Annotated in this window: 14 protein-coding genes; 6 read left to right on the top strand and 8 right to left on the bottom strand. The window is 61.7% G+C overall.

The genetic code is table 11. From position 1 onward, the window contains the following. Positions 1-35: 35 nt before the first annotated feature. Entirely contained in the window at positions 36-1,541 is a 1,506-nt protein-coding gene (locus QWE_RS23280) for a diguanylate cyclase domain-containing protein (protein WP_006728637.1), read from the top strand. A gap of 205 nt (positions 1,542-1,746) precedes the next feature. Here the strand turns inward: QWE_RS23280 and QWE_RS23275 are convergent, their stop codons facing one another. The 3 genes from QWE_RS23275 to QWE_RS23265 form a co-directional block, all read right to left on the bottom strand. After that, positions 1,747-2,058, bottom strand: coding sequence for a DUF1883 domain-containing protein (locus QWE_RS23275; RefSeq protein ID WP_006728636.1), 312 nt, complete (start codon positions 2,056-2,058; stop codon positions 1,747-1,749). A 589-nt stretch (positions 2,059-2,647) separates the two neighbouring features. Continuing rightward, complete coding sequence (locus QWE_RS25400) at positions 2,648-3,496, bottom strand: hypothetical protein (RefSeq protein ID WP_157790752.1); 849 nt, start codon at positions 3,494-3,496, stop codon at positions 2,648-2,650. A 94-nt stretch (positions 3,497-3,590) separates the two neighbouring features. Then, positions 3,591-7,373, bottom strand: coding sequence for a vitamin B12-dependent ribonucleotide reductase (locus QWE_RS23265; RefSeq protein WP_006728634.1), 3,783 nt, complete (start codon positions 7,371-7,373; stop codon positions 3,591-3,593). 843 nt (positions 7,374-8,216) lie between these two features. Here QWE_RS23265 and QWE_RS23255 point away from each other — a divergent pair. Continuing rightward, the gene (locus QWE_RS23255; protein WP_006728632.1) at positions 8,217-10,127 is read left to right on the top strand and encodes a methyl-accepting chemotaxis protein; all 1,911 of its coding nucleotides are present in this window, start codon (positions 8,217-8,219) and stop codon (positions 10,125-10,127) included. A gap of 164 nt (positions 10,128-10,291) precedes the next feature. Then, a complete protein-coding gene (locus tag QWE_RS23250) occupies positions 10,292-10,921 on the top strand; it encodes an NAD-dependent epimerase/dehydratase family protein (RefSeq protein WP_006728631.1) in 630 nt (209 codons plus the stop codon). A 35-nt stretch (positions 10,922-10,956) separates the two neighbouring features. Here the strand turns inward: QWE_RS23250 and QWE_RS23245 are convergent, their stop codons facing one another. Then, positions 10,957-11,784 (bottom strand): DUF1206 domain-containing protein, encoded by an 828-nt coding sequence (locus tag QWE_RS23245; RefSeq protein WP_006728630.1) that lies wholly within the window; start codon positions 11,782-11,784, stop codon positions 10,957-10,959. 145 nt (positions 11,785-11,929) lie between these two features. Between QWE_RS23245 and QWE_RS25395 the strand changes: the two genes are divergently transcribed. The 3 genes from QWE_RS25395 to QWE_RS23235 all read left to right on the top strand — a co-directional run bounded on the left by QWE_RS25395 (position 11,930) and on the right by QWE_RS23235 (position 13,072). Beyond that, on the top strand, positions 11,930-12,100 hold the full coding sequence (locus QWE_RS25395) for a hypothetical protein (protein WP_157790751.1): 171 nt from the start codon (positions 11,930-11,932) through the stop codon (positions 12,098-12,100). A gap of 73 nt (positions 12,101-12,173) precedes the next feature. Continuing rightward, positions 12,174-12,536, top strand: coding sequence for an ArsR/SmtB family transcription factor (locus QWE_RS23240; RefSeq protein ID WP_006728629.1), 363 nt, complete (start codon positions 12,174-12,176; stop codon positions 12,534-12,536). A gap of 2 nt (positions 12,537-12,538) precedes the next feature. Further along, positions 12,539-13,072 (top strand): SRPBCC family protein, encoded by a 534-nt coding sequence (locus QWE_RS23235; RefSeq protein WP_040300892.1) that lies wholly within the window; start codon positions 12,539-12,541, stop codon positions 13,070-13,072. 81 nt (positions 13,073-13,153) lie between these two features. Here the strand turns inward: QWE_RS23235 and QWE_RS23230 are convergent, their stop codons facing one another. The 4 genes from QWE_RS23230 to QWE_RS23215 form a co-directional block, all read right to left on the bottom strand. Continuing rightward, entirely contained in the window at positions 13,154-14,851 is a 1,698-nt protein-coding gene (locus tag QWE_RS23230; RefSeq protein ID WP_006728627.1) for a PQQ-dependent sugar dehydrogenase, read from the bottom strand. After that, positions 14,848-15,288, bottom strand: coding sequence for a DUF2231 domain-containing protein (locus tag QWE_RS23225; RefSeq protein WP_006728626.1), 441 nt, complete (start codon positions 15,286-15,288; stop codon positions 14,848-14,850). The genes QWE_RS23230 and QWE_RS23225 overlap by 4 nt, the downstream gene beginning before the upstream one ends. Before the next feature lie 715 nt (positions 15,289-16,003). Then, a complete protein-coding gene (gene gpt / locus QWE_RS23220) occupies positions 16,004-16,501 on the bottom strand; it encodes a xanthine phosphoribosyltransferase (RefSeq protein ID WP_006728625.1) in 498 nt (165 codons plus the stop codon). Between the two features lie 223 nt (positions 16,502-16,724). After that, complete coding sequence (locus QWE_RS23215) at positions 16,725-17,567, bottom strand: universal stress protein (RefSeq protein ID WP_006728624.1); 843 nt, start codon at positions 17,565-17,567, stop codon at positions 16,725-16,727. Positions 17,568-17,664 lie beyond the last annotated feature (97 nt).

Raw genomic sequence — 17,664 nt, 5'->3', positions numbered from 1 at the left:
TGCCCTAGACTTGCCGGTCGAACAGGGGATTGCGCATGGCGAAAGAGATGGATGGATGGCAGATGCCGGGCATGGCCGGCGCGCCGCGCCTTGGCCTGCCGGCCATGGTCAAGCTGTTTTCCATCGTGCTGATCACGCTTTCGGCCTTGTCGCTGCTGTTGATCGGCTATATCGCCTCGCGCAAGGCCGACGATATCGCCGCCGAAAAGCAGGTCCTGCTGCTGGAGAATGTGCTGCGCGACCGCCAGAGCCTGCTGGCCCGTGACCAGCTCGGTCTGGCCCGCTGGGATCGCTCGGTCCAATACATCACCCTCAAGTTCCGCGCCTCCTACGTCATCGAGGAATTCGTTTCCTCGCTCTGGTACGACTTTGGCCATGAGCGCAGCTTCCTGATCGGCCCCGGCGGGCGCGTTCTGATGTCGGCCTGGCAGGACAAGGTGGATCTGACCGCCCGCGACCTGAAGCCCGGCGATGACCTGAAGGCAATTGCCGATCTCGCGCTGACCCGCCACCATGCCCATCGCACCACGATCAAGGGCGGTTTTGGCCAGCAGTCGGTGCCGGCATCGCAGGTCCATGCCATCGCGGCCTTCGGCTTTGCCGAAGTGGACGGCGAGGTGATGCTGGCCACCGCCATGGCGATCGTTCCCGATGACGGGGAGGTGGCGCTGCCGGAAGGCGATCCGGTCATCCTGGTCTCCGCCCGTCCGATCGATGCCGATCTAGTGGCCGATCTCAATTCCCAACTCGAATATGAAAACCTGCAATTCCGTCGCAACGGGGACGGCATGCTGGTGGTGAAGAGCGCCGACGGTCAGACGCTCGGCAGCTTCGACTTCGGGCTGTTCAAGCCGGGTGCCGATATCTGGACCATCACCGTTCCCGCCGTCGTTCTGCTCTGCGGCCTCATGCTGGCCGCAAGCTTCGTGCTCGGCCGCTATATCGGCCGGCTGTCGGAGCGCCTGGAGGAGAGCGAAAAGCGCAACCGCGAACTCGCCCATCGGGATGCGCTTTCGGGCCTTGCCAACCGCCTCTGCTTCGACAACGCCCTGAACGAGGCCGCCGAGCGGCTGGCCCACGCGCCCTTCGCAGTGATCGCCTGCGATCTCGATCGCTTCAAGGCCGTCAACGACCTCCATGGACATGGCGCCGGAGATGAGGTCATTCGCGTGGTGGCCGAGCGGCTTCGGGAAACGGTTGGCGAAAACGGTATGGTCGGCCGCGTCGGTGGCGACGAATTCGTCATCCTCGTCCACGCTTTCCGCGACCGGCCGCGCCTGTCGATGCTCGCCCAGTCGATCATTGCCTCGGTCTCCCGGCCGATCACGCTCTCGAGCGGACCGGAGGTCGATATCGGCATCAGCCTCGGTCTTGCAACTGCGCCCGAAAACGGGTCCGCCGCACGGCCGATCATGGCCATGGCCGACCGGGCGCTTTACGCCTCCAAGGATGGCGGACGGGGACGCGCCTTCTTCGCCGAGGATTTGGCGCCGGAGGAAGGGGCGGGGACAGACACAGCAACGCGAGTCGACGCCGCCTGATCATCCCTGCGTGAGCCGCCAAGGGCTCTGTCGCTTTCAAGGGAGGAGGCGGGCTCCTGCCCTCGACTTCAAGAACCGCCCGGCTTGTCTTGCTGGCAGGTGATGAAGATGGCCTCGCCAGCATGGCCATCCCGCTTTCAGTGTGAGAACGAGCGTCTGCATGGGAACGGGAGGCGATTGCCGGAGGAGGCCGTGCGGAGCCTCTTTACGAGGCTCTCTGCTTCGGCTGCACGGCAGGAGCGGCGATCATCTTGACCTTGGATTCGGCAAGCCCGTGATGGCCTTCCATGTCGACGATCAGATGCCAGTGGCCGCTTTCCGGAATGGCGATCTTCAGCGGCGACTTCTTCGCCACGCCACCGAGAAACTTGTAATCGAGCGTTTCCTTGAAACGCTGGAAATTCGTCGGCGTCATCAGCCGCACATTGTTTACGGCCGACAGCGTCACCTCGATGATCGTGCCGGCACGCTGTTCCTTCAGGTCGTAATGGGTGAAGCGGAAAGTCGGTTTGGACATTTCGCTTAGGTCTCCGTCCGTCTTTTAAGCTATCGTAATGTATCGCAAGGCCGTTAAGGAAGCGTTGGGCGCAGTGGCTTCCGGCACCGCCCAGCCGGACTTTTTTGGGATGCGGTGTTCATCGGAATGTAAGAAGAGAAGGGCTTACTTTCTCCCCACCAAGGGGGAGATGGGGTCCGCGCAGCGTCTCGACGCCCTCATGCTGAGGTGCCCTCGCAAAGCGAGGGCCTCGAAGCATCCTGCTCCGGGTGGCCGTGTGCTTCTGCTATCGCTTCGCTTCCACCTCAGCATGAGGAGTGGCGGGTGGCCTCGCCCTTCGAGGCCGGGCAAGCCCGGCACCTCAGGGTGAGGGGGCATCTTCAGTCTGTCGAAAACCCCAGGTTTCGCCGCCGGTCGGTCGCAGCACTTGCTGCGGCTAAACATCTGAAACCGCAATAGAGGGGTCCGTCAGGCTTTTGCCCACGGAACCGTGCCCCTCACCAGAAAAATCTGAAGTTTAGGCGGCTTACGCGGACCTCAAGCCTTCGATTTTCCGTCCTCCCCCGCAAGGGGGGAGGTTGGGGCTGGTTATTCGTCTAGATGACAACCGTCAGTTCCTTTGCGATATCATTCCCATGCTGTCGCCACGCAAAATTGCCTCCCAATCTGATGGAACTGCCGGCCATGCATCGTCGCTCTCTTTGCGGAAAAGATCGAAGGGAATCTCAACGTATTCATCGTCAGTAGCTGTGAGATAGGGGTTGAGCGATGTCATCCCCTTAAATTTCGGTGTGTCCCCTACGGCGAAGCCCAACGGCGCAAGCTTGAGCACGTGCGCATATCCTCCGTAGTGGTCCTTCATGTTTGTCCAGGCGAAATCTCGTACTATGACGTGTTTATCACCAATGTACGGCCATGCAAAAAAGTATAGACGGGCTTTTGTGATGTGGAGTTCGTTTAGTCGCAGTTTTTTCGCAACGTTATCCAGAGCTGCATCTGGCGATTTGTCGTTAGCTGTCGATAAATGAAATATGATTGCGCGGTATAATCTGTTTAGTTTTGTCTTTATTATAAGGGTAGGCGGGAGCCTTAGCGGAGAATTTAATACGCCCTCGATTGTCTGGTAGAATTCGAGAACGGACTTGTCTTCAAGGGAACCAATTGAGTTGTTGCAGTCGCTGCAAGTGGTGAAAAATTCAATTCCGTTCGGAAAACGCCTTCGTGTGAAATTGTTCTGATGGCCCCCTAGGAATGTGGTGTAGCTATGAGCAAACCATGGGCCCGAGTTTCCAACCGCTCTAGGTAGAACGTGGCTGCTCGTAAGCAGGCTACGTTTCCCGCAAAGGCGACACTGTCCCACCTTTCCTCGAACAGGCTCTATCGCGGGATCCGCGATTTTCTTCGTCCGCTCGAACCCTATCAGTTCTGATCTCACACTTCGGCCTTGTGGGATTGTCATTCCAATCTCTTGGATTTTTGATCTCTTTTTGTTCCGCCTTGCGCTTCGGCCCGAGGTTTCCCCCGGGCCGAAATCTCGGTCAAATGTCAACCAATCAGCTGCACCCGCTCGTCGCGCCACACGTGTCGCACTTCTCGCAAGTGCCGTTGCGCACCATCGTGAAGTTCTGGCATTCCGAGCACATGTTGCCCGTATAGCCCTGCGCAATCGAGCGCATGCGGCGGGATGCCTCGAGCTTCTTGGCTTCGGCCTTGGCGGCGGCGGCGTCTTCGGCGCTGGCGTCGGAGAACAGGCTTTCGGCTGCGATCTCCTCGGCCAGTTCCACCGACCGCTCCTCGTAGTCGCGCTTGAAGGACACGACTTCAGAGGTGGCAACCGCCGTCGTCACTTCCAGCTTGCGGGCAGTGGCGCCCGAAGAAGAGAAGGCGGTGACGGTGGCCGAGGCCTTGGCGGGAGCGGCGGTTGCTGCACCCTTGGGCTCTGCACCTGCTGCAGCCGGCATGTGGCTCGAGACGAGCGTCGGCTTGTAACCGCGGGTCAGACCCTTGGAGACGACGTCCGCCTTGCCTTCCTTGACGCCACGGCCGAGTGCGGTCGTGGAGAAGTCGGAGGTGTCGACATGAGCGAGATCGTTGCGGCCGAGATAGGAGATCGCCAGTTCCCGGAAGACGTAGTCGAGGATCGACGTCGCATTCTTGATCGCGTCGTTGCCGGTGACCATGCCGGCCGGCTCGAACTTGGTGAAGGTGAAGGCGTCGACATATTCCTCGAGCGGCACGCCATATTGCAGGCCGAGCGAGACGGAGATGGCGAAGTTGTTGATGAAGGCGCGCAGGGCCGAGCCTTCCTTGTTCATGTCAAGGAAGATTTCGCCGAGACGGCCGTCGTCATATTCGCCGGTGCGCAGGAAGATGGTGTGACCACCGATCTTGGCCTTCTGGGTGTAACCCTTGCGGCGGGTCGGCAGCTTTTCCTGTTCGCGCACAACGCGGTCGACGATGCGCTCGACGATGCGTTCCGTGATGGTGACCGCCTGGGCCGCCATCGGCTGCTGCAGCAGGTCGTCGACGCCGTCCTCGTCATCCTCGTCCTCGATCAGCGAGGCGTTGAGCGGTTGGGAGAGCTTCGAGCCATCGCGGTAAAGCGCGTTGGCCTTGAGCGCCAGCTTCCAGGACAGCATGTAGGCGGCGCCGCAATCTTCGACGGTCGCTTCATTCGGCATGTTGATCGTCTTGGAGATCGCACCCGAGATAAACGGCTGGGCCGCTGCCATCATGCGGATGTGGGATTCGACCGACAGATAACGCTTGCCGATCTTGCCGCAGGGATTGGCGCAATCGAAGACCGGAAGATGTTCGGCCTTCAGGAAAGGCGCGCCTTCGAGCGTCATCGCACCGCAAACGTGAATGTTGGCGGCCTCGATGTCCTTCTTCGAGAAGCCCATGTGGTCGAGCAGGTTGAAGCTCATGTCGGCCAGTTGCTCGTCGGAAACCCTCAGGGTTTCTTTCAGGAAGTCGGCGCCAAGCGTCCACTGGTTGAAGACGAACTTGATGTCGAAGGCGGCCTTCAGCGCGCCGTTGACGGCTTCGATCTTCTCGTCGGTGAAGCCCTTGGCACGCAGCGTCGAGGGGTTGATGCCCGGCGCCTGGTTCAGATTGCCATGGCCGACGGCATAGGCGTCGATCTCGGCGATCTGGCTTTCCGAATAGCCGAGCGAGCGCAGCGCTTCCGGAACGGCGGCGTTGATGATCTTGAAGTAGCCGCCACCGGCGAGCTTCTTGAATTTGACGAGCGCGAAGTCGGGCTCGATGCCGGTCGTGTCGCAGTCCATGACGAGACCGATCGTGCCAGTCGGCGCGATGACCGAGACCTGGGCATTGCGGTAGCCATGCTTTTCGCCGAGCTCGAGCGCCTTGTCCCAGGCAGCGGTTGCATGGGCGACGAGGGCCGGATCCGTGCATTCGGCATGGACCAGCGGGACCGGATTGACGGAGAGGCCTTCATAGCCGTCCGACAGACCATGGGCGGCGCGGCGATGGTTGCGGATGACGCGCAGCATGTTGTCGCGGTTCGGCGCAAAGCCCGGGAAGGGACCGAGTTCCGAAGCGATTTCGGCTGACGTCGCATAGGAGACGCCGGTCATGATGGCGGTCAGCGCACCGGCGATGGCGCGGCCTTCGGCCGAGTCATAGGGAATGCCGGACGACATCAGCAGGCCGCCGATATTGGCGTAGCCGAGGCCGAGCGTGCGGTATTCATAGGAGCGTTCGGCGATCTGGCGCGACGGGAACTGTGCCATCATCACCGAAACTTCGAGAACGACGGTCCACAGACGAACGGCATGTTCGTAATCGGCGATGTCGATCTTCTTGGTCTTCTGATCCTTGAAGCGGAGCAGGTTCAGCGAAGCCAGGTTGCAGGCCGTGTCGTCGAGGAACATGTATTCCGAGCACGGGTTCGACGCGCGGATCGGACCGGCGGCCGGTGAGGTGTGCCAGTCGTTCATCGTCGTGTTGAAGTGCAGGCCCGGGTCAGCCGATGCCCAGGCGGCATAGGAGATCTTGTCCCAGAGGTCGCGGGCCTTCAGCGTCTTCATGACCTTGCCGTCCTTGCGGGCGGTCAGGTTCCAGTCGCCGTCATTCTCGACAGCGCGCAAAAAATCGTCCTTCAGCGAGACGGAGTTGTTCGAGTTCTGGCCGGAGACCGTGAGATAGGCTTCCGAATCCCAGTCGGTGTCATAGGTCTTGAAGTCGAGATCCTTGTAGCCCTGCTGGGCGAACTGGATGACGCGCTTGATGTAGTTTTCCGGAACCTGGTCCTTCTTCGCGGCCTTGATTTCGCGCTTGAGGGCAGGGTTCTCGTTCGGGTCGAAGCAGGCGCCGTTGTCAGCCTCGCAGTTGACGCAGGCCTTCATGATCGCCTTCAGATGCTTGGCGACGATCTTCGAGCCGGTGACGAGGGCGGCAACCTTCTGCTCTTCCTTCACCTTCCAGTCGATATAGGCTTCGATATCAGGATGGTCGATGTCGACGACGACCATCTTGGCCGCACGACGGGTGGTGCCACCAGACTTGATGGCGCCTGCTGCACGGTCACCGATCTTCAGGAAGGACATGAGACCGGACGAGCGGCCGCCGCCCGAAAGCTTTTCGCCTTCGCCGCGCAGATAGGAGAAGTTGGAGCCTGTGCCGGAGCCATACTTGAAGAGACGCGCTTCGCGGACCCAGAGGTCCATGATGCCACCTTCGTTGACCAGATCGTCTTCGACGGACTGGATGAAGCAGGCATGCGGCTGCGGATGCTCATAGGCCGACTTCGACTTGACGAGCTTGCCGGTGAAGGGGTCGACATAGAAATGGCCCTGGCCGGGACCGTCGATGCCATAGGCCCAGTGCAGGCCGGTGTTGAACCACTGCGGGCTATTCGGCGCCACGCGCTGGGTGGCGAGCATGTAGGCGAGCTCGTCCTTGAAGGCGGCCGCGTCTTCTTCAGACGTGAAGTACTTGCCCTTCCAGCCCCAATAGGTCCAGGTGCCGGCCAGGCGATCGAAGACCTGGCGTGCATCGGTTTCCGAGCCGTAGCGCTCGTTCTCGGGCAGGGCAGCGAGTGCCTTTTCGTCGGCGACGGAGCGCCACAGGAAGGAGGGAACGTCGTTTTCCTCAACCTTCTTCAGGATCTTCGGCACGCCAGCCTTGCGGAAATACTTCTGGGCGAGAATGTCGGCCGCCACCTGGCTGAACTGGGCGGGGACGTCGATGTCGGCAAGACGAAATACGATTGAGCCGTCGGGATTCTTGATTTCGCTGATGGCCTTGCGGAACTCGATCTCCGCGTAAGCGGACTGTCCCGGTTTGGTGAAGCGACGTTCAATGCGCATCTGCCTGTGTCCCTCGATCTAGGGCGCCGGAAATCGGCGCGAGAAATTTCGTTCGGTCGCACGGTGGGCCGCGCAGCCGGTCACTGGTTCGTCCGTCAGGTGATTCATCCGGAGATGAGTGCACCCTCTATCTTGTGGTGATGGTGGCTGCAAATACCAAATATAGTTTTACCACACAATTGCCGCCAGACCCAGACCCCCTGTCCGGCGGTCAAAAATCGCACAAATTTCCTATCGCGGAAGGCGTCGTCAGAACGCCGTTCCACTTGCAAGAAAGCCGCTACAATGTTTGATGAAACCCGGCCTCGTTCATGCCCGGTCCAGTCGCCGCCGCAACAGGGTCCATTAACATCGTCCCGACTGATTCCGTCAAGGGGTGGTCTGTGAAGGAAATGTTAACGCTATATGTTGTGGTGTTACATTGTGGATAACGGGCAAAAGAGCGAAGTCACGGGAATGAAAGGGCTTTCTCGGCCGATGTGACGCAAGCCGCCACGGATGTCTCTCCGTCAACCAGATGTCACAGGGTAAATTTCGTCCCGAAATGACCCGTCTGAGCGATCGGCGCCCCGGATTTGAGGGCTTTCGCGAAAGGCCGCGCCTGTTGCTCAAAAACCTGGGGATGACCCGCGCCAAGAATCAGTGCCTTGACATGCGAAATCGGCGACCGTCTCGCGCCCACCGGCACCCACCTAAAAATCATATGCGTCTTTCCTGTATTTCGTAGCAACGAAATCGCAACATGTCCCGCGTATTGAGGGAGGCATACGTATGGAATGAGTTCCATGCCCGGCCGGTCGTGGCCGCCTGCCAGGACGGCGGGTTCGCACGGAGTGAGATTCCATGAGTATTGCCAATCTTTCCATTCTGAAGAAGGTCAGCCTCGTCGTCGTGCTGATGGGCGTGGCGGCTGCCGCCATCGCGGCCGTGGGCGCAAGCGGCCTGTCCTCGCTCGGCTCCGCCCTCAAGGATACCGGCGCCCGCGAGGAAGTCGCCCGCGAGGCCATGGACCTGCGCGTCGACATCATCGCCATTTCGCGCATGACCTACCAGCTGGCGCTGGCGCCTGAGAAGGCGGCCGACTTCGCGGCTGAAACCGACAAGCGCGCGGCTGAAATGCTGGAGCGCCTGCCGAAGATCGCGACCACCGCGAGCCCGGCCGAAGCCCAGATCCTCGACCGCACCAAGCAGGCTCTCGACGCCTATTTCAACCAGATCCGCGAAATGGTGGCTGTCGCCGCCACGCCCGCCGGCCAGGATCTCGCTGTCATGAAGGCCGAGCTCGCCAAGGCGCTCGAGGCGCAGAAGACGGTCACTGCAGTGGTCAAGGAATACTCGACCTCGTCGGCCGAGAGCCTGAAGGGTTCGCGTGAGAACGCGCTGGCCGCCTCCGGCTTCACCATGCTGGTCCAGGTCGTGACCGCTGCCGTCTGCATTCTCGCAGGCGTCGCGATCAGCTTCCTTCTCGCCCGCCGCGGCATCGTCAACCCGATCCGCAGCCTGACCGCGATCATGTCCGAAATGGCTTCCGGCAAGCTCGGCAGCAGCATTCCGGGCACCGAGCGCAAGGACGAGATCGGCGAAATGGCCCGCGCTCTCGAAGTCTTCCGCACGAACGAAGAGCAGATGCGTGCGATGGAAGCCCAGGAAGCTGCACTCACCGCCCAGAGCAAGGACCTGCAGAGCTCGATCAGCGGCATTGTTGCTGCTGCTGCTGCCGGCGACTTCTCCAAGCGCATCGGCAAGACCTATGACGATGCCGACCTGCAGCGTTTCGCCGGCTCGGTCAACGAACTGGTCGAAAACGTCGATCGCGGCATCACGGAAGTCCGCCGCGTGATCGCAGCGCTTGCCGATGCCGACCTGACGCATGACATGCAGGGCCAGTTCCAGGGCGCCTTTGCCGAACTCCAGGGCAACGTCAACCAGACCATGGCCGTGCTGCGCCAGACCATGCAGAACATCCTGAATGCCGCTGGCACCATCACCGGCAATTCCGGCGAACTGTCGTCGGCCGCCAACCAACTCGCCCGCCGCACCGAGCAGCAGGCCGCTTCGCTGGAAGAGACCGCCGCAGCGCTTGAGGAAATCACAACCACGGTCAAGACCTCGACCCAGCGCGCCAAGGAAGCCTCGCATATGGTCGAAGAGACCAGAGGCAGCGCCGGCAAGTCGGGCGACATCGTCCGCAATGCGATCGACGCCATGGGCCGCATCGAGCAGTCCTCGCAGAAGATCAGCCAGATCATCTCCGTGATCGACGAAATCGCCTTCCAGACTAACCTCCTGGCGCTGAATGCCGGCGTCGAGGCAGCCCGTGCCGGTGAAGCCGGCCGTGGTTTCGCCGTTGTAGCCCAGGAAGTCCGCGAACTGGCCCAGCGCTCTGCCAATGCCGCGAAGGAGATCAAGACCCTGATCAACACCTCGGCCGAGGAAGTGAAGGGCGGCGTGTCGCTCGTTCTGTCCACCGGCGAGGCGCTGAAAGAGATCGAATCGCTGGTCAACCGCGTCAACGACCACGTCGTGACGATCGCCCGTGCCGCCGAAGAACAGTCGGCAGCGCTCGGCGAGATCAACACCTCGGTCAATCACATGGATCAGATGACCCAGCAGAACGCCGCCATGGTCGAAGAGACGACGGCCGCTAGCCAGGTTCTCGCCGGCGAAGCCCGCCAGCTGCAGGCGCAGCTTGCCCGCTTCAAGCTGGAAGGTGGCGCATCGGCCGGCTCGGCAGGCTATCGCACGGCCGCCTGAGGAAGTTCGGAGAATCGCTAATTAGTGAAGAAGGGAAGCGCCGCAGCAATGCGGCGCTTCTTTCGTTTGTGTGATGGAACGGGCAGTCGCGGCCCACATTGAGACCTGCATTGCGCCGTGGCACTGACTGTTACGCGAGATATCAGACGGAAGGAGACGGGATCATGCATCTGTTATTGTTGGGCGCCACCGGACTTGTCGGCAGCCATGTCCTTGATCTGGCGCTCGCCGACCCACGCGTGTCTACTGTGACCGCCCCGACCCGACGGCCGCTGCCGGAGCGATCAGGTCTTTCGGCACCGATCGTCGATTTCGACAATCTGCCGCAGGACCCGTCGATCTGGTCCGCCGATGCCGTGATCTGTACTCTCGGGACGACGCTGAAAACGGCTGGATCACGCGACCGTTTCTACCAGGTCGATCACGACTATCCGCTGGAGATTGCAAGGTTGGCAAAGGCCCATGGCGCGCGAACCTTCGTTCTCAACTCGGCGAAGGGGGCGGATGCGAACGCGTTCTTCTTCTACAGCCGTGTGAAGGGAGAGACGGAGCGTGATATCCTCGCGCTCGGCTTCGAGCGAACGGTGCTGGTCCGTCCCGGGCTCATCGATGGGCTGCGGCAGGAGCCGCGGCCGATGGAGGAGTGGGCGGGCAGGGTGCTTTCAATGCTGAAGCCGATCCTGCCGTCGTCGCTGAAGGCGAACCCGCCGGAAGCCATCGCCCGCGCCATGCTCAATGCCGCCGTGTCGGCGGCACCTGGGGTGACCATCGTGCCATCGCAGGATCTGCTGTAGTGGCAGGTGGCCGCATCGACAGTCGTCCTCATGCGTCAGTTCGCACGGCCGATAGGTAGCTGACGGCGCAGGTCGCCGGCCTCGGGCGCATTGATGCGCCGGTAACGCGCCTCGACGAAATTATAGAGACCGAAAGCGCCGAGACCGAGCGCGACGATGCCATAGACCACACTGCCGAAGGGGAGCTGGCGGACCCAGGCCAGTGCCTCTGCGGTGCCGCCAGCCTGTTCTGGGTTGACCGTGAAGGCCGCATAGACAAAGAAGCCGCCGACGATCGCAAAGACGACGCCGCGGGCGACGAGGCCGTAGATGGAGATCAGCACAGCCGGCGAATTGCTGTTGGCATCGAGGTCCAGATATTTACCGAAGCCGCGACGCAGGCCCTTGATCGACGTCACCACGCCACCGGCGACGAAGCCGAGACCGGTCAGTCCGGCGAGATAGCGCCCGAATGGCTGTGACATGATCCAGGCGGCAAGCCCCGCTTCGCCTCCCGACCCGCTGTTCGACCCGTAGGCGAGTGCGAGCGTCAGAGCGGTCATGGCGAGACCGGCATAGGTGATCGCGCTGCCGAACATCGCACCTCGGATGACGTAGCCCTTGGCGTTTTCGTCGTGCCCATCGGCATTGGCCAATGCCTGAGCAAGCCGCCAGACTACGAAACCGGCGAGCCCCAGACCGATCAGCCCGATCCAGATCCGCCCGAATGGCTGCTGCAGGATGGTTTCGAGAGCCGATTCCGTATCCGCCTCACCGCCGGCGATGCCTGAAAACAGAGCGAGCCCCGCAATCATCAGGAAAACGATACCCCGCGCGCCATAACCGGCCCGTGCCATCAGATGAAATTTCGACTGCGTGTTCATGGTAAGCCTCTCCTTCTGTGTCGATGAAACGGAGGAGGGCGGGGAGGGTTCCCTTCGACGGTCGCAGGAGGGGTTCCGGGCGCGGCATCGGAACCGAAGACATGGCGGCGGGTTACCTCGTGAGGTAACGACACGGGAGGATCCGATGGCGATGGAGCCGGGACAAGACGAGAGGCGCACCGAGGTGCGACGCTCAACCGAATATTCCGCGCAGTCCGACAGTGGCGCAAAGCCGGGATTTGCGCTCTCGGCCTGGTCGCTCATCATCGGCGGCGGCTTTATCCTGCTGGTTCTCGGTGGACTGCTGCTCTTCTAGCCGTCTTGTACTGATCGTTTATTATTAAACCATACGGTTGACAATCGGCAGGTGATTGTGGATATTCAACCGTATGGTTGATATTTCGCACAATCCTTTGGACATGATCTTTCACGCGCTGGGCGACGAGACGCGTCGGCGCATGCTGGCGGCCCTTTCGCAAGGGGAAAGGAGCGTCGGAGAACTGGCCGAGCCTTTCTCCATGTCGCTTGCCGCCGCCTCCAAACACATTAAGGTCCTCGAAGCCGCCGGCCTCATCCGCCGTGAGATCCGAGGCCGTACTCATCTCTGCCGACTGGATCCGGGACCGCTTGCCGGTGCCCACCAGTGGCTGAGCGCCTACGAGCACTTCTGGACCGGCCGGCTGGATGTCCTCGAACGGCTCCTTCACGCGGAGGATGCCGCATTTCCCCGACAGAAACCTGATGGAGAATGACGATGACGGAAAGACTGGACGTAAACCCCTATGGTCGAGTGACCGAGCCCGCAACGCTGGTGATCGAACGCCTGTTGCCCGGACCGGCTTCGCGGATCTGGTCATACCTGACCGATGGCGAGATGCGGCGCAAATGGCTCGCCGCAGGCAGCATGGAGGAGAAGGCGGGGTCGACCTTCGAACTGGTGTGGCGCAACGATGAACTGACGGACCCGCCAGGCGCTCGGCCGGAAGGCTTCAGCGAGGAAATGCGCATGACAAGCCGGGTCCTCGAAGTGCAGAGGAACAAGCGGCTCGTGTTCACCTGGGGCGAGACCGGAGAGGTCGCCTTCGATCTGAAGGCGGAGGGAGACGAGGTCCTGCTGACGATCACCCATCGGCGCATTTCCGATCGTGCCAACCTGCTCATGGTCGGTGCGGGCTGGCACATGCATCTCGATATTCTCAGCGCCCATCTGGACGGCCGGCGGGCGGAGCCCTTCTGGGACGGCTGGCTCAAACTCAAGGACGAATACGATCGCCGCCTGCCGGCCTGATCGCGGAAGCTTTGTGAGGAAATCGAAAGCCCTCCGCCTGTCTGGCGGAGGGCTTCTCATTTCAGAGCCCGAAAGGGTGGATCAGGGCTGCGCAGGAGCCGGCGTTGCAGGCGTCGCGTCCTGAACAGCACCTTCCGGTCCCGTCGCCGGGACATCCGTCTGGGGCGGTGTCGGAGGCGCAAGCGTGCCATCGCCGGTATTGGCCGGCGCATCCGGGGTCGGTGCGACTGCCGGATCTTCGGCGGGCGGCGGCGTGGCGGCGTCCGGGGAAGGGGCAGGGGCCGCGGGCGTAGGCGTTTCCGTTGCGGGCGTGCTCTCGGTCGGTGCGGTTGCCGGCGCTGCGCCTTCGACGGCTTCAGCAGCACCGGCCTGTTCCTCAGCGACCGGCGAGCCCGGCGGCATTTCATCCGTGCCGAGCGGTTCGGAAAGGGCGGTCGCATTCTGGGCCGCGACGCGCCAGACCGTATTGCCGGCATCGTCGGCAACCAAGAGGGCGCCCGTGCCGTCGAAGCCGAGGCCGACGGGGCGGCCGCGGGCTTCTTCGTCGGGATTGAGGAAGCCGGTCACCACGTCGCGGGCTTCACCCGACGGCATGCCGTTTTCGAAGGGCACGTAGAGCACCTTGTAGCCATTGAACTGGTCGCGGTTCCAGCTGCCGCGATTGCCGACAAAGGCGCCGTTCGCATACTCTTCGGGCATCGCCATGCCCATGGAGAAGGCGAGACCCAAAGCGGCCACATGGCTCGACAGCGCATAATCCGGCTTGATCGCCTGCTCGACCATGTCAGGCCGTGGCGGGTGCAGGCGCGGATCGACATGCTGGCCGAAATAGCTCCACGGCCAGCCGTAGAAGCCGCGGTCCTGCACCGAGGTCATGTAGTCGGGCACGAGATTGGGGCCGAGCTCGTCGCGTTCGTTGACGACGGTCCAGAGCGCGCCGCTCTCGGGGTTGAAGGTGAGGCCATTGGGGTTGCGCAGGCCAGACGCATAGACGCGCGAGGCACCGGTTTCGCGGTCGATCTGCCAGATGGCGGCGCGGCCCTTTTCGGCCTCCAGACCGCGTTCGCCGGCATTCGAGTTCGAGCCGACCGAGGCGTAGAGGAAGCGGCCGTCGGGGCTGAGCGCCAGGTCCTTGGTCCAGTGATGGTTGATCGGGCCGCCCGGCAGCGGCGTCAGGACGCGCGGCGGGGTGGTGATCTCGTTCTGCCCAAGCTGGTAGTCATAGGCGAGTACCGCGTCGGCTGCCGCGACATAGAGGGTATCGTCGGCAAAGGCGAGACCGAAGGGGGAGTTGAGATCGGTCAGCAGATCATGGCGCTCGTCCACGGTGCCGTCACGGTCCGTGTCGCGAAGCAGCGTGATGAGATTGGTCGGCTTGTCGTCACCACCACTGCCGGCCGCAAAGGCCATGATGAAATCGCGGATGACGTCCTTCGGCCGCTCCACCGGTTTGCCGGGTGGCGCCTTGCTTTGCACCACGAGCACGTCGCCGTTCGGCAGCGTGTGCACGGTGCGCGGATTGGCAAGGTCGTGGGCGTAAGCGGTGATGGTGAAGCCTTCCAGCACGTCGGGGGTCTCGTTTTCACGCCAGCCAACGACTTCTGCGACCTTGAGGTCAGGCAGGAGTGACTGGCTCGGTTCCGGCAGGACTGGGTCGGGACCGATCTGGCTGGTGATGTCGAAATTGCCGTTGTCGTCGCTGCAGCCGGCAAGGGCCAGCACCAGAACGGCGGTCGAGGCGAGGGCGGCGTGACGGAGCGTCAGGGTAGAGCGGGTCATGGCGTTCTCCAGGCGTCGGCGCTGCGCTGTTCGGCGGTGAGGTAGACACAGGCGATCATCGCGATGACCGTGATCAGGGAAGCGGCAAGGCCATAGGGCACGATCGCCGTCCAGCCGTCGCCGGCATGAATAAAGCTGTTGATGATAGCGAGCACCAGAACCACGAGATAGGCAATGACCGCGGGCCAGCCGGGGCGCAGGGCGCGGGTGGCGGGCCTTGCGAGATCGATGAGGCCTGCAATGATCGACAGGGCGCCGAAGATCAGACCGAAGAACAAGAGCCAGTCGGAAAAGTTGCTCCACATCAGATTGGACGTCCGCCAGTAGAGGATGTCGGTGATCAGCGTCAGCGTGAAGCAGACGAAGGGGAAGGGGACGAACAGCGCCGAAGCCGGATAGGCGTTCGAAGCCGTCGGCGGCGAGTGGAGGGTGGCCATCAATTGCTCTCTACCGTTGGGAGTGGAACACGAGAGCCATACGGGCGAGCGGCCGAATTGTTCCGTCTTGCAGCCAAAGACGGACTGTTATGCGCGTCGACAACGAATGAAAAGTTCAATTCGTGGGAAACGGGTCCGGTCTGAGTGCTGACTCCGTCCACGAGTCCGCTGGATCTTTTGCTGTCGGTCGGTCTGTAGAAAGAAATGTCGTAAAAGAGCCCCGCCGGGAGAACGACGGGGCTCGAATTTCAGCGTTGCGGTGGATCTTTCGTCAAGTTGTCAAAGAGACTGCCAAAGGCAATATCAGTACAATTCCGACCACTAAGACGGCTAACGCTCCTCTCGCGACGATTTCACTTTTGGATATACGCAGCTCGTGTTTGTCGTTCAATATTTTCTCCTTTGCTTCGAATCGTCCTTAGGAGGACAGAATTACTCAAGCACATTGTGAAATTGACGTAAGCGGCGTTTCCGAAACCCACATTGATTCACAGGCAGGAGCGACATCTATTCTTATTTCAAGCTATTAATTCTAATATTACGTGACTGTGATGATTGGCGAATCGGGTAGCGGATGCCTTGGAGGGCAAGAGATTATGTAGGATGTCTCAGCCATAGTGTTGGCTACGAAGCCTCTGGGCACTTCGGTATCCACTCGCACAAAAAACCCGCCGGCGGGTGACAGGCGGGTTCGGTAATTGCGGCAGGGCTTGGATCAGCCCTTGGAGCCCTTGGCGATCGGCTCCTGATAGGTGAAGCCCATGTCCCAGGGGAAATAGATCCAGGTGTCCTGGGAGACTTCGGTAACGAAGGTGTCGATGGTCGGCACGCCCTTCGGCTTGGCATAGACGCAGGCGAAGTGCGCCTTCGGCATCATCTGGCGGACTTCGAGCGCCGTCTTGCCGGTGTCGGTCAGGTCGTCGACCACCAGCACGCCTTCGCCGCCATTGACCATGAGTTCGGCAGTGATCCCCTTCAACAGGTTCATTTCGCCCTGGTTGACATAATCATGGTAGGAGGCGACGCAGACCGTCTCGATCAGGCGGATGTTGAGCTCGCGCGAGATGATCGCCGCCGGGACGAGACCGCCGCGGGTGATGCAAACGATGGCGCGGAATTCCTGGCCGAGGCCGGCAAGGCGCCAGGCGAGTGCGCGCGCATCGCGGTGGAACTGATCCCAGGAAACGGGGAAGGCTTTATCGGGAAGAGACATGCACGGGGCTCCGCTTGCTGGATGATATCGTCCGCGCCGGATTGCGGCGCCGTCGACCGGATCCTTAGGCGGGCCGCGATGTGCGCGGTCCTGAAACGCGTTTCGCGCGGCAGTGACCGCGCGAAGCTCGTCCCCCGAAAGGGTTCCAGTCTTTGGCCGTTGCTATTAGCGGGAATCCGAAGCCTCTGGCAAGGCCCGTATTCCCGCCCGATCACTCGAGTGATCAGCGCGACAGCAGCGTCAGCGCCGTCATCGAATCAAGCAGCGTGCGGGTAACGCCGCCGAAGAGCATTTCCCACCAGCGCTTGTTGCCATAGGCACCCATGACCAGGAGATCGATGGAGCTGTCCGACAGCCGGTTCTCGATGGCGATCGCTGGGGCGAGACCGGTCTTTTCCGACGCAGTGACGGTTACCTTGATCCCGTGGCGGGCAAGCGAAGCGGCGATCTCGGCACCAGCCATGGAGCCGGTCTGGGTGGAGCTGTCGGAGGCGTCGACGGTGAAGATCTCGACCTCTTCGGCTACCATCAGGAAGGGCAGGGCATCGAAGGTAGCGCGGGCCGCCTCGCGCGAGCCGTTCCAGGCAACGAGCACCCGGCGGATCGGTTTCGGCGCCTTTAGGATATGCGGGATGAGCAGCACTGGCCGTCCGCTTTCGAACAGGAAGCTTTCGAGTTCGGAGCGGGTCTCGGACAGCATGCCCGCTTCACCCTGGGCGGCGATGACGAGATCGGCGCTGCGCGCGCTGTCGATCAGGGCGGCGGAGTTGAAGCCGGAGGATGTGACGAAGCTTCGCCATTCATGGGAAAAGCCTTCGCGCCTGCCGATGTCGCGGAAGATGCGCTCCACGCTTTCCGTCTCCTGATGCGCCATGTCCTGCAGCGCCTGGACGGTCGCGGGGTCCGGGATTTCCATCGGCGCGACCAGCGGCACCATGGCCACGGCCTCCGCATGGGCGCCGATCACATGTGATTGAAACTGGTTGGCAATGGCGACGGCAAAATCCGTCACCTGTTGCGTGGTTTTCGGTGTGTCCAATATGGCAAGAAGTGTGCGGTAACCCATGGTCGTCTCCTCTTGCGGCCCTTATCCAGTGTCCGCATGAGATAACTATGTGTTTCATTCGAGGGTTCCGCCTTGACCTCGGTCAAGTCGGGAGCCG

Source organism: Agrobacterium albertimagni AOL15, assembly GCF_000300855.1.
GTDB lineage: Bacteria > Pseudomonadota > Alphaproteobacteria > Rhizobiales > Rhizobiaceae > Allorhizobium > Allorhizobium albertimagni.
The sequence above is the reverse complement of the archived record's forward strand: the minus strand, read 5'-3'. Positions and strand labels throughout refer to the sequence as shown.